Here is a 13017-nt window from a genome sequence, read left to right as displayed (position 1 = left end):
GTATTCGGTAGTTTCATTTTTATTTCGTTTTTTAGGAATTATAGCAATAAATCATTTTTGCCCGCCTCTGCTTCTCGGAATCAACCTGCAAAGTTCTTCACATATCAAATCGACCATATCCCTGCGTATTTTTGCATATTCCGATAAAGCGGTGCGATCCACCTCACCCGGCAGCCATTTCTGAGGAATTTCCTGTATGATACCGTCAATTTGCTCATTACTAATCTTTCTTACTATATTGACATATGGTACAAAATCCTGAAAAAAAAGAATATTGTTTAGCAATTTTCTATAGTATCGAAAATAATATGTTATTATTTTTGTACCCAGTTTCTGTAGCGAGTCAATCGTCCAGCGACTGGATCTAAATAAATGCGAATTATCGATTGCATAGATTTTGTACTGCTCATTCTCAAGACGGAGAAGTAAGTTTTTATGATTTTTTGCCCGATCCGCATTGTGAAACATATGGTCAAACAACACAACGCCAGCCATGTCTTTGACATTAATAGCCTTATATAGTTTCTCTTTTCTTACGTATTCCGTATTTTCAATGTAGCGCGAGGCAAAATGCAGTCCTGGTTCCAAACCTAACTCAAGAAGATATGAATTATTATTCAATATTTTTTCATCAATGCTAATGATATCACTCGCCGGAAAACACAACCCCATTATCGCACCAAACTTTGCTGCAAAAAATTCGCTTACCAAAACCCTGGAGCCAAGCCGGTTGTTTTGGAATTTTACTACATAGACGTTTTCATCTTGAGCACGAAAAAACTGCGGCACAGTAACCCCGACGCCTACTTTCCCCAAATATGCTGCCGCCATTAGCATACTGTCAATCCCTCCTAACGCAGTCAAAAAAAATACGGCTTGTGCCCAGCATCAGCGAGAGCAGCAGAAACCGCTGTTACTCTATCCGAATAAAATATATTTTTATCCGGAAAAAATATATTTTCATTATTTACTGTGACAATAGAACTCTCTTGATAAAAAGACTCGGTAAAAAAATTCACCGAGTCTTTTACCCTGGCATTAGCATTAATTTAATTGATATTTTCACTCGTACCCAAAAATCGTCAGCTTTAGCAACATTCAGCTGATCTGGACACTGACGTTAAAGCTTCAAGATTTACTACAGCTGTACTTACCGTATTATCAGATATTCCCGAAGAATTACCTGGGCCGAATATCTCATTAACCGATATAAAGGCCAGCTCATCATCGACATTTCCAAGTATACCCTCAAATATAAAGCCACCAAGAGTCGTAACTACTACGTTATCACCAATCATACGTCTTAGTATGCAAATCAGTTCATGGCTCTCTTGGCGCTCACTTGTTTCGGTTATTTGCTGCGATACCTCAGTCCTCATAGAGTGAGCCGAATCACAATCCTCTGATGATGTAAATGGATTAGCTCTTATCCCAGTAGCTTTGGCAACAATTTGCCACAAATCAACTTGTAAGAATCTTACCTCTACGACTTCTCCACCGGGAGAAAGAATTTCTACGTTCGATTGAGCCTCAATAGCTGGCGATAAAAAAGCTATACGGCAGTCCTCAACCTTTTGTAAATTACCAAAATATGTCATACCGTCGAAGCCAAATAACAATACATCTGTGTTTAACTCGCGATCGAGTTCCCTAATCAAGCATTCGTTGCGGAGTTCTCTGAAGATACTCACAAGTATAGACCTCCTTCAATATCTAATAAGCAATATACTACTATACTTTATGAGTAATAGAATCAATTTGTTACTTTCGCATCATTATAAAAAACAAATAGTTATATATTTACGTCAGATTAACTATGCACAATTTGTAATTTTGAAGGTATATGTTTTTTAACCATCTCCGGCTTATGGGATCCGTATTAGTTTCATCAATGAGAGGCCCGGCTTTGTGATAAGGTAACGACCGGATTTTGGCCCAATGTGTGGCAGGAAATAAGCACTAACAGAGGTATTGGCGGAGATTTCTTACCTACCGGTACTGGCTACGACGTAAACCAAAAGCAGGATTAGGCAAATTTATATGCTGTTCCTAGCAACCGGCAAATCAAAAAAGAGTCAATCACGGTTGCAACGCGACTAACATTTTATAAGTTTGACAAAAACTTCGCTTACTTTTAATAAAATTGCGGCCTGATATTGTTTTTACAATCTATGAAATTTTTAACTGCTGCTACCAAATTTAAGCAGGGGATATATTATCTAGCACGAAAAATACTAATAATAGATTTTGGAGGTGTAGCAAATGCCAATTGTACAAATTGACCTGCTCGAAGGCCGTTCTCAAGAACAAAAGCAGGAAATGGTCAAAAGAGTGACTGAAGTAATTGTCGAAACTGCAAAATGTCCACCTGAAGCCGTAACTATCATCGTACGTGAATCTCCTGTCGCTAAGGCTGGTGTATTTTTGTCTAGCAAGAAATAATTTGTCAGGCCATTTCGCAGAGCGAAATGGCCTGATTATTAGAAAGGTAGTGCTTAACGTATGAACCCTATACAATTTGCACTTGAAATTGAAACTGCTATAAGCAGTGAAATAGCGTCATTAGCAGATATCGTTACCGAAAATTTGCCGTTTATTACTCTCCTTGAGCAATTCCAAGATGGCTTTTTACAACTTTTATTCGCAGCAGAGGCAACTAACATCGACATCGCTCACTATCCTAATGTAGATGAAACTAAATTGCTCGGCTTGGACACAGCCTGGCAAGAGGCTATTAACCCGAGTAAAATAAATACTAATATTAAGGTATTAACAAAGCTTTGGGCAGTCTACACTGCTATAGACAAATCAGTGCAGTTTTACCATCAAGCAGCACTCAATAATGCCCACCCCCAAACCCGGATATTTTTTAGTTCTCTCAGCCACGTAAAAAAGATCTTACAGAGAAGAGTGAATGGCATTATCCAAGTGTACGACAACCATTACTGGGGCGAGCTTGGGTTTGCACCATTTATGCTGGGCAAAAACTAGCCATCCCGAAAAGAGACTCCAAACCCATTTTGCGGGTAGGTAAACCCAATATTATTAAAAATTGGCAGACTGCACTGCATACTGCTTGTAATAGACTAAGATGGGACTATCTGAATGGTAGTCCCATTTTACTGTCAGTATCCTAATTGTCTACAAATGATATACTGATAGATTGGCCGGTTATTCTGTAAGGCTTTTTTGTCGCATACCAATGCTTTAACATATAATTCCTAAGTTTTGTTTACGCGTAATAAAAATTTATATTATATAAGGTAGCATATAGGAGCATACCAAAGAATAAGCTTGTCTAATAATAAGTGTTTTCTAATAACTACTTCATATATTGTTTGCCCTTTATAAATATATCGTGTAATATATACGACAAGCCGAATTTCCTAATAAAAAAGGAAAACGGGGGAACCATTTCTGGGGTGAATCCGCATAATGCGGTAGGGATTTCCCTTTGTCCCGAACCCGTCAGCTAACCTCGTAGGCTTTTAGAAAGGGGTGTTTTTAATGAAAAACATCAAAAAAATTATTAGTTCCGCCATTGCTATGGCATTCCTAGGTGCTACATTCTGGACACCATTAGCCTTAGCTGCATTAGGAGATCAAGCACTTAAATCAGGAATGACAGGTCAAACAGTAGAAGAGCTGCAGTCTAGACTTATCGAATTGGGTTATGATAGCATCTCAGTTGATGGGGTTTTTGGCGAAACTACTGAGCAATCGGTAATCGACTATCAAAATAAGAAAAACCTTGCCGCTGACGGAGTTGTCGGCCAGGAAACTGTTCAAGTCATGCAAGACAGTCGTATGCCAGAGGTATCAAGAAGTAACGCTCCAGGACGCTATAAAGCTGTTCTGGATATAAAGGCTACTGCTTATGCCGCCGGTCCGCATGATAACGGCCAATGGGGCAACATGACGTATATGGGTACCATGGTACGCCCAGGTGTAATTGCCGTTGATCCACAAGTAATTCCACTTGGTTCTCGCTTATATATTGAATTTGCCGACGGAAAAGGTATGTATGGAGTAGCTGAAGATACCGGAGGCGCAATCAAGGGAAACCGTATCGATATTGCCATGCAGTCAGTAGCAGTGGCTTATGATTTCGGTATTCAAAATGTAAAAGTATATGTTCTTAGTTAATGATAAGCCTGGCATTATTTTGCCAGGCTGAATTATTTTTTTTTATTATTACATAAAAAGAGGTAGATTTGGCTAGTTTATTTGTGTTATTATATTGGGAAATACCTATTACGATGATGTTCACTGAAAGGAGTTTCAACTGATGTTTGACAACAAATTTGGCCCCGAAGGTTTAACTTTTGATGATGTACTACTTGTACCCGCAAAATCAGAAGTTCTGCCGAGAGAAGTAGAAGTATCCACTTACTTGACAAAAAACATTAAGCTTAATATGCCTATTATCAGTTCTGGCATGGATACCGTTACGGAAGCCCGTATGGCAATTGCCATGGCACGTGAAGGTGGCATAGGGGTAATACATAAAAATATGCCGATTGCTCGTCAAGCAAATGAAATTGATAAAGTCAAACGCTCTGAGCATGGAATTATTGTTGACCCAATATTTTTATCTCCCAGTAATACACTGCAAGATGCCCATAACCTTATGGAAAAATATCATATTTCCGGTGTTCCGGTAACTAATGCTGGCAAACTTGTCGGTATTCTTACAAACCGGGATTTGCGTTTTGAAACCGATTTAAGCCGTAAAATTTCTGATTGCATGACCAGAGAACACCTAATCACTGCCCATGTTGGCACTTCATTAGAAGAAGCCAAAGAAATTTTACGTGAGCATCGCATCGAGAAGCTGCCCTTGCTTGATTCCGAAGGAAACTTAAAAGGACTTATTACAATAAAAGATATTGAAAAAGCCCAAAAGTACCCGAATTCAGCCAAAGATCCTAAAGGTCGCTTATTAGTAGCCGCCGCTATTGGTGTTGGTTCTGATATGATGGAGCGTGTTGAAGCTATTGTTGCAGCCAAAGTAGATGTTCTCGTTGTAGATACCGCCCACGGCCATTCACGAGGGGTACTTGAAGCGGTTAGAACCATCAAGAATACATTCCCGCATGTTGACCTAATTGCCGGAAACGTAGCCACAGCTGAGGCTACCCGTGATTTAATTGAGGCAGGGGCAGATGCTGTGAAAGTAGGAATTGGGCCAGGTTCTATATGCACCACCCGTGTTATCGCCGGCATTGGTGTGCCGCAAATTACAGCAATCTACAATTGTTCCAGAGCTGCTCGTGAGTATAATGTCCCCATTATTGCTGACGGTGGTATTAAATACTCTGGAGACGTTGCCAAAGCTATCGCGGCCGGAGCTCAAGTGGTAATGATAGGCAACCTTCTCGCAGGTACTGAAGAAAGTCCTGGCGAAACCATTATTTATCAAGGCCGCAGCTATAAAGTATACCGTGGCATGGGATCACTGGGGGCCATGGCAGAAGGCAGTAAAGACCGTTACTTCCAAGAAAACATGGACAAACTTGTGCCCGAGGGAATTGAAGGCAGGGTACCGTATAAAGGCTCCGTTGCCGATACAGTATTCCAATTGCTTGGTGGTCTGCGTGCCGGAATGGGATACTGCGGTGTTCGCAATATCCAAGAATTAATTAGCAAAACCCAGTTTATCCGCATCACCGGTGCCGGCCTAAAAGAAAGCCATCCTCACGATATCAGCATTACAAAAGAATCTCCTAATTATAGTTTATAAAAAACTTACGGCTTATACTGAACCCATAAGAAAGAGGAAGCCGTTATTACCTAATCCACGTGAAAGTCAACCTTTCAGAGCAGGATAAAAAAATGCTTTGGACAATAGTCCAAAGCATTTTTTATATCAATAAATTACCATGGTGCTGGAGTCTCAAAGTTGACTACACGGAATTCAAATTTACGCTCTTTATAGTATTTAATAATATCCGTCAGCGCCTTCACTGTTTCCGCATGACCCCGCCCATCATGCATTAGTACAATAGCATGACTCCACAAGTTTTTATTTTCCATTTGGGAAACGATATTATTTAAAATACGATTGGCTTTAGCACTAGAAGCATCGCCGGAACTTATATTCCAGCCTACTTCAATATAGCCTAGTTTATTTAAAGCTCCCCAGTACTCTTTGGTAAAACTACCCGCCGACCCTCCGGGGGCTCGTGATATGCGGGGACGAACGCCGATTGCTTTTTTAATAACATCATCGGTATGACGCAATTGAGCAATATAACTGTTGGCCGATTGATATAAATCACGGTAAACATGATTATAGGAGTGATTTCCGATGGCATGTCCTTCTTGATAAATTCGACGCAAAATATCTGGATACTTTTCTGCCTCGTTGCCCACAACGAAGAAAGTAGCTTTAATACTATTACTTTTAAGGATGTCTAGAATTACCGGTGTGTTTTCAGGATCTGGTCCATCATCAAACGTAAGATAAACAACTTTTTCGCCGTAATATTGGCTTACTTTAGGAACTTCTAACACTAAGCCCCTTGCTTGGCGTTCTTCTACCGTAAAAACGTCGTAAACCGGTTTAGCAGCTGTTGGCGGATTGTCGGGGTTTTCATTTATATAGTAAGCGTCAACATTCTGGTTCGGAGAAGTATTGATGGCAGTTGATTGAGAAGGTGCTTGCTCTAAAGGCAAACCAATTACTGAAGCCGACGAATTAAAATCGGCAAATGCTAACAAAGCTAACGGTGACGAAACTAATAACAGTAAACATATTGCACTCAGTCCGCAAACTGTATGAAAAAATCTTGACGTATTATTCATTATACGCTCCTATTTTGAAATAGTTTGATAAACTGTGTCTAAAATTCGTATATTCTCCAACAGGAATGCCTATTCCTGCATGTAAAAATCATGCAGCTTGGAGATACTATTTCTAAGAGGAGTGTGTAAATAATGCCTAATAATACGAAAAAAGTTATAGCTTGTACAGTTTTATTAGTAATGTTAACTAATATTGGATATGCATTTTTAGGTTTGCCGGAAACTAAAAGTCTTGAAAATCTCAATTTGGTTTCCGCGACTCAGGTATATGATATAAACGGCCAGCTAATCTCTAAACTATTTGAGGAAAACCGTGTAGTTGTAACGATTAATAACATTTCTCCTTATGTACAACAAGCGATTATTGCTAATGAAGACACCCGGTTTTATAGTCATTTTGGTCTTGATCCTATCGGCATTATGCGGGCAATAGTCGTAAATATTCGCCATGGCAGCCTGATCGAAGGTGGAAGTACATTAACTCAACAGTTAGCGAAAAATATGTTTCTTACCCAAGAACGTACACTACTACGCAAACTCAAAGAAGCTATGCTGGCGGTAATTATAGATTATAAGTTTTCTAAACAGGAAATTTTACAGGCTTACCTGAACCAGGTCTACTTTGGTGAAGGTGCCTACGGGATCGAAGCGGCCGCTCAAATGTATTTTGGCAAACATGCCAAAGATCTGACTTTGGCGGAAAGTGCATTATTAGCAGGTCTACCCCGGGGACCAAATATTTATTCACCCTATGTTGATATCAAAGCAGCAACAGACCGAAGATCAGTTGTTTTGGCTGGTATGGTTAAAGAAGGCTATGTAACTGAACAAGATGCCGCAAAATCTAAGGCGGAACCAATAAATCTTGCCGGTAAAAAAAAGCGCTTAGTCCAGGCTTCTTATTTTCTTGATTATATTTCCAACGAATTAGTAGGGCGCTACGGTGCAAATAGAGTCTATAAAGGCGGTCTCAAAGTATATACAAGCTTGGATATTAAACAGCAGCAAGCCGCTGAGGCGGTGCTAGGAGAATTGCAAGGAGCTGTATTGGCTCTCGATCCTAAGACTGGATATGTCAAAGCAATGGTTGGGGGACGTGATTACGAGGAAAGCCAGATTAACCGGGTGTTTGCAGAAGTTCGTCAACCTGGCTCAGCTTTTAAACCTTTTTTATATGCAGCGGCTTTAAATGAAGGTCTTACCGCTAATGCCACTATTATCGATGAACCAATTAATATCAATGGTTATTCCCCTTTAAATTATGATAAAAAATACCGCGGAACAGTTACCTTGAAAAAAGCCTTGCGCTGGTCGGTAAATATACCTGCAGTTAAGCTTGCGCAGCAAATAGGTATCGATAAAGCACTAAATTTAGCCAAGAATATGGGTATAACGACCATTGTTCCTGAAGATTATTCTTTATCTTCAGCATTAGGGGGGTTAACACAGGGAGTTAATCTGTGGGAAATGACCTCAGCATACACTGCTTTTGCCAATGGCGGTGTAGTATCCAAGCCTATAGCTATTTTAAAAGTACTTGATGAGAACGATCAGGTATTAGAAGAAAACAGAATTATTCAGCAATCTGTACTAAGACCGGAAGTTGCTTATATTTTAACTGACATGTTAAAAGGTGTATTACAAGATGGAACGGGAACGCCAGCTAGCCTTGGCCGCCCAGCTGCAGGAAAAACAGGTACTACCGATAATTACGAAACGGCTTGGTTTATCGGCTATACTCCTGATCTTTTAGTCGGTATATACGCTGGCTATGATAACCGAAAACCGATTGGGGTATCCGGTACCGAAATGTCGGCCTTATGGGGAAAAATGGTGTCTAAATTAGTAGCTAATACACCTCCAACCGATTTTCCTATTCCACCAAATGTGGTAGTAGGGATACCAATTTGTGCTACCAGTGGCAAACTGGCAACACTTGGCTGTAAAGAGGTAGAATATAGCGCTTTTATACAAGGAACGCAACCAACAGCACCTCAGTGGCCGTCAACGAACGAGAATCAGACAAAACCGGCCGAAAAGCAAGAGCAAAAACAACAACCTTTCTGGAAATGGCCGTGGTCGAGATTGCCGTCATTTTAAACTTGTGGTACAATGTGCTAGGATAGTAAAACAAAGTTTAAGGAGTAAATATTTCTCAGTGGGTACAAAAGTAATGGTGTTAAATGTTTCTATTGATGCAGTAACAATGCCTGAAGCAGTAGCTAGGCTTGAAAACTTTATTGCGGAGAAAAAACCACATTTGGTTGCTACTGCTAATGCGGAAATGGTTATGCTGGCGCAAGAAGATCAAGAGTTAGCTGACATTCTTGCCAGTTGCCACTTGGTAGTACCAGATGGAGCTGGTGTGGTATGGGCGGCAAGATACCAGGGTTATACTATGCCTGAGCGAGTCGCAGGTTATGATTTAGCCCAAAATCTACTAGCGCAAGCGGCAGAAAAAGGGTACCGTGTATTTATGTTTGGCACCAAACCGGAAATTATCGAAAAAGCTGAAAATACAGCCTTATCTCGGTTTCCTGGTCTTGTTATTGCCGGTACAAGACACGGTTTTTTTACGAAAAATGACGAAGCTGAAATTATTGCGACCATAAACGCTGCTAAACCTGACATTTTGCTGGCCGCTCTAGGCGTTCCGAAACAAGAAAAGTGGTTGGCTAGTAACCTCGACAAACTTCAAGTACCTGTTTGTATGGGGGTAGGCGGAACCTTTGATGTAATGGCCGGTGCTGTTAAGCGTGCACCTCTTTGGATGCAACGTACTGGATTAGAGTGGTCTTATAGACTAATCCGTCAGCCCCAACGCCTAATCCGGATGACGGCATTACCGAAGTTTGTCATGAAAGTCATGTTAGGCAAAAAATGTTAGACAAAGTAAACTAAGTATATTATACTGATATACTGAACTTGCTTTTTGATTAATGTTGCTAAAAGGTTACGGGGGAGGTGGATAGATGGTAAAAACTCCGATTATTAAAGAAGGATATATATATATAGCTGTACTTGGACTGGTCACTACCATAACTGCTTTGACCCTCGGTGCATATTGGGCACTTATTCCCGGAATTTTGACAGTTTTCGTTACTTTCTTTTTCCGTAATCCCAAACGCGATGTGCCTTATGACGATACCTTAATTTTATCGCCGGCTGATGGTAAGGTTATGGGAGTCACCGAAGTATATGATGACCAGTTTCTTAACGATAAAGGTATAAAGGTTACTATCTTTTTATCGGTATTTGACGTTCATATTAATCGTAGTCCTGTTGAAGGTGAGATTAAATTTCAACAATATACTTGCGGCAGATTTAAACCTGCGTATAAAGAGTCTGCGGCGTGTGAAAACGAGCGGCACGCTATTGGATTAGAAAACAGCAAGATGCGTGTATTAGTTACACAAATCGCCGGAATCTTAGCCCGGCGTATTGTTTCCTGGGTTACTTTAGGCACTGTCCTGAAGCAAGGTGAACGCTACGGACTTATTAAATTTGGATCCTGCACAGAACTTATAGTACCAACAACAGTAGAAATACTGGTAAAAAAGGGGGATAGAGTAAAAGGAGGTAAAACAGTAATAGGGAGGTTAAGGGAAGAGTGAAAAACGCTATTCCTAATATATTAACAGGTTTAAATATTGTACTAGGTATGTTTGCCCTTATCTTTACTTTTGAAGGGCAATTTACTTACGCAGCACTTTTTGTCGTAGCTGCAATGGTTGCAGACGGTTTAGATGGAAGAGTTGCCCGCTACTTTGGCGTAAGCAGTGATTTTGGAAAAGAACTTGATTCTTTATGCGACTTAGTATCTTTCGGAGTAGCACCGGCAATTTTAGCATATAGCTATATGCTAAAAGACTATACCGGCGGCTATCTTATCGCTGCTGCATTTGCAACTTGTGGAGCACTACGCCTTGCTCGCTTCAATGTTAACACATCCAAGGTTAAAGGATTTTTTATGGGGTTGCCTATACCCGCTGCAGGCTGTGTAGTCGCAACTTTTGTCATGCTTGACATAAAGCCATCGGGCTGGATTTTTCCTTTAATGGTAGCCATCTTTGCCTATCTAATGGTAAGCACAGTTAAATATCCCGATTTTAAAGGTAAGGACGGCGAACCTGTTCGTCTAATTCCAGCAATTATTACCGTGGTAGTAGGCGCATATATATTATTTCTGACATTAAAATCCATTTTGTTCGTTCCGTTTTTCGTTTATGCATTATTTGGCATTCTAAATACGATTTTCGGTTTATTTGACCATCGTTCTGCTTAACAGTTGGATTTTGTCAGATTACAAAACAGGAAAATAAGCATCGTGCAGAAATCTTAGCATATGATGTATTGTCATATTTCTTCCAAAAAACCGTTATAAATTCTGTATATCCTTATTATCTTTAGAGAGCAGGATTTTGTAAGGAGAATAACCCATGAATTACATTTTTGATTACATAATGATCCCCATGCAGCTAATTATCGTGTTTTTCACGTTATATTATTTTATTCTTGCTTTTTTCGGACTCTGCAAAAGACATGAAGATAAAATAACCACACCAAAAAACACTTTTGCTGTTATTGTTGCGGCGCACAATGAAGAACAGGTAATTGGTCAGTTGGTTGAAAACCTGCATGTCCTCAATTATCCGCGGGATCTTTATGACATTTATGTCATAGCTGACAACTGTAAAGATAAAACAGCTCTTATTGCTAAAAACGCTGGTGCAATTGTGTACGAGCGATTTAACCTTGAACAACGTGGCAAAGGTTACGCTATGGAATGGATGTTTGAAAAACTGTTCTCCCTGAAAAAACAATATGATGCTGTAGTTGTATTTGATGCTGATAATCTAGTAGATACAAATTTTTTAATGGAAATGAACAATCGCCTTTGTAAAGGTGAAAAAGTAATTCAAGGTTATCTTGACGCTAAAAATCCAAACGATACCTGGATTGCGGCTACTTTTGCCATTTCTTTCTGGGTAGTAAACCATATTTGGCATCTAGCTAAATATAATATAGGATTATCGAGTGTACTAGGTGGAACAGGGATGTGTATTTCAACAGATATCTTGAAGAGGTTTGGGTGGGGAGCCACTTGCCTTACAGAAGATATGGAATTCACGATGAAAACACTTTTAATTGGTATTCGTACTACTTGGGCACACGATGCTATTGTATATGACGAAAAGCCGCTAACTTTTAAGCAATCTTGGAATCAGAGAAAACGTTGGGCGCAAGGTCATTTTGATGTTGCAGGCCGTTATATTCCCAAGCTGCTTGTTGAAGGAATAAAACGCCGGGATATCCGAATATTAGATGGTATACTTCATCTAGTACAACCGTATTTTTTGATCTTGTCCACAACTTTTGTGTTGTTAAGTTATGTTTATCATATTGTACCTTTTTACACCAATATTCTCTATATGGTTCTACCTATTGAAGTTTGGACAGTAATTGCGATCGGTCAATATATTTTTCCTGCGATAGTTTTGGCAAAAATACGTGCTAACTGGAAAACCTGGTTTTATTCACTTTTCTATCCGCTGTTCGTCTACAGCTGGATACCGATAACATTCTTAGGCTTCTTGCATCGGAATGATCGTAACTGGAGCCATACAACGCACACTCGCAGTCTTAGCTATCGTGATATACTCTTGAGTAATTCTGATGAGTTTTCGAAAGAAAATCTCTTAAGCAAGCAAGCTATTAAATAAAAGGTGAGTTAATGCTCATCTTTTTTTATATCACAAAGTGCTTTAAACCGTTACCCTGTATATTTCTTATGGTACAGTAAAAACCTAATGTTTAAGGAGGCGTTTATATATGTATGATTTGACTATTATTGCCGAGTTTGAGGCAGCACACCAATTACCTGACTATCCCGGAAAATGCGCTCGTTTGCATGGACATAACTGGAAGGTTGAGGTTACCGTTACTGGAACCGAGCTTAATTCCTTGGGAATGATAATGGATTTTAAAGACCTCAAAGCAGAAGTAAATAAGGTAATTGATGCTTTAGATCACTATTATCTTAATGATTTGCCCGAATTTAAAACACTCAACCCAACTGCCGAAAATATCGCAAAATATATTTACGACTCATTGGCCAGTAACCCTGTTTTTCAGAAGAATGTTAAAGTACGCAGTGTGCAGGTATGGGAGTCACCCCGGTCATGCGTAAAATATTGTCCACAGGGGTAA

General features: G+C 39.8%; 13 protein-coding genes and 1 riboswitch. Of the genes, 10 read left to right on the top strand and 3 right to left on the bottom strand.

Annotated features, from left to right (window positions below):
- Window positions 1-51: 51 nt before the first annotated feature.
- Both SRRS_RS12325 and SRRS_RS12320 read right to left on the bottom strand, forming a co-directional pair.
- Window positions 52-837: a HipA family kinase gene (locus tag SRRS_RS12325; protein ID WP_371369200.1), complete on the bottom strand. Its 786-nt coding sequence runs from the start codon at window positions 835-837 to the stop codon at window positions 52-54.
- 251 nt (window positions 838-1088) lie between these two features.
- On the bottom strand, window positions 1089-1691 hold the full coding sequence (locus tag SRRS_RS12320) for a hypothetical protein (RefSeq protein ID WP_371369198.1): 603 nt from the start codon (window positions 1689-1691) through the stop codon (window positions 1089-1091).
- Between the two features lie 571 nt (window positions 1692-2262).
- On the opposite strand from SRRS_RS12320, the gene SRRS_RS12315 reads away from it, so the two are divergent.
- The 4 genes from SRRS_RS12315 to guaB all read left to right on the top strand — a co-directional run bounded on the left by SRRS_RS12315 (window position 2263) and on the right by guaB (window position 5743).
- Window positions 2263-2442: a 2-hydroxymuconate tautomerase gene (locus tag SRRS_RS12315; RefSeq protein ID WP_371369197.1), complete on the top strand. Its 180-nt coding sequence runs from the start codon at window positions 2263-2265 to the stop codon at window positions 2440-2442.
- Window positions 2443-2502: 60 nt separating this feature from the next.
- On the top strand, window positions 2503-2991 hold the full coding sequence (locus SRRS_RS12310) for a hypothetical protein (RefSeq protein WP_371369195.1): 489 nt from the start codon (window positions 2503-2505) through the stop codon (window positions 2989-2991).
- Window positions 2992-3365: 374 nt separating this feature from the next.
- Window positions 3366-3503, top strand: a riboswitch (cyclic di-AMP (ydaO/yuaA leader).
- 4 nt (window positions 3504-3507) lie between these two features.
- The gene (locus SRRS_RS12305) at window positions 3508-4146 is read left to right on the top strand and encodes a peptidoglycan-binding protein (RefSeq protein WP_371369193.1); all 639 of its coding nucleotides are present in this window, start codon (window positions 3508-3510) and stop codon (window positions 4144-4146) included.
- Window positions 4147-4288: 142 nt separating this feature from the next.
- Window positions 4289-5743, top strand: a complete 1455-nt coding sequence (guaB, locus tag SRRS_RS12300; protein WP_371369192.1) for an IMP dehydrogenase — start codon at window positions 4289-4291, stop codon at window positions 5741-5743.
- 134 nt (window positions 5744-5877) lie between these two features.
- Here the strand turns inward: guaB and SRRS_RS12295 are convergent, their stop codons facing one another.
- Window positions 5878-6807, bottom strand: a complete 930-nt coding sequence (locus SRRS_RS12295) for a polysaccharide deacetylase family protein (protein ID WP_371369190.1) — start codon at window positions 6805-6807, stop codon at window positions 5878-5880.
- 132 nt (window positions 6808-6939) lie between these two features.
- On the opposite strand from SRRS_RS12295, the gene SRRS_RS12290 reads away from it, so the two are divergent.
- The 6 genes from SRRS_RS12290 to queD all read left to right on the top strand — a co-directional run bounded on the left by SRRS_RS12290 (window position 6940) and on the right by queD (window position 13017).
- Window positions 6940-8907, top strand: a complete 1968-nt coding sequence (locus SRRS_RS12290; protein ID WP_371369188.1) for a transglycosylase domain-containing protein — start codon at window positions 6940-6942, stop codon at window positions 8905-8907.
- A 58-nt stretch (window positions 8908-8965) separates the two neighbouring features.
- Window positions 8966-9694, top strand: coding sequence for a WecB/TagA/CpsF family glycosyltransferase (locus SRRS_RS12285; protein ID WP_371369186.1), 729 nt, complete (start codon window positions 8966-8968; stop codon window positions 9692-9694).
- An 85-nt stretch (window positions 9695-9779) separates the two neighbouring features.
- Window positions 9780-10421 (top strand): phosphatidylserine decarboxylase family protein, encoded by a 642-nt coding sequence (locus tag SRRS_RS12280; RefSeq protein WP_371369184.1) that lies wholly within the window; start codon window positions 9780-9782, stop codon window positions 10419-10421.
- Window positions 10418-11092, top strand: a complete 675-nt coding sequence (gene pssA, locus SRRS_RS12275) for a CDP-diacylglycerol--serine O-phosphatidyltransferase (RefSeq protein WP_371369182.1) — start codon at window positions 10418-10420, stop codon at window positions 11090-11092. Before SRRS_RS12280 ends, pssA begins: the two co-directional genes overlap by 4 nt.
- Before the next feature lie 154 nt (window positions 11093-11246).
- The gene (locus tag SRRS_RS12270) at window positions 11247-12530 is read left to right on the top strand and encodes a glycosyltransferase family 2 protein (RefSeq protein WP_371369180.1); all 1284 of its coding nucleotides are present in this window, start codon (window positions 11247-11249) and stop codon (window positions 12528-12530) included.
- 109 nt (window positions 12531-12639) lie between these two features.
- A complete protein-coding gene (gene queD / locus SRRS_RS12265; protein ID WP_371369178.1) occupies window positions 12640-13017 on the top strand; it encodes a 6-carboxytetrahydropterin synthase QueD in 378 nt (125 codons plus the stop codon).

The sequence above is a fragment of the Sporomusa rhizae genome (genome assembly GCF_041428845.1).
Taxonomy (GTDB): domain Bacteria; phylum Bacillota; class Negativicutes; order Sporomusales; family Sporomusaceae; genus Sporomusa; species Sporomusa rhizae.
The sequence above is the reverse complement of the archived record's forward strand: the minus strand, read 5'-3'. Positions and strand labels throughout refer to the sequence as shown.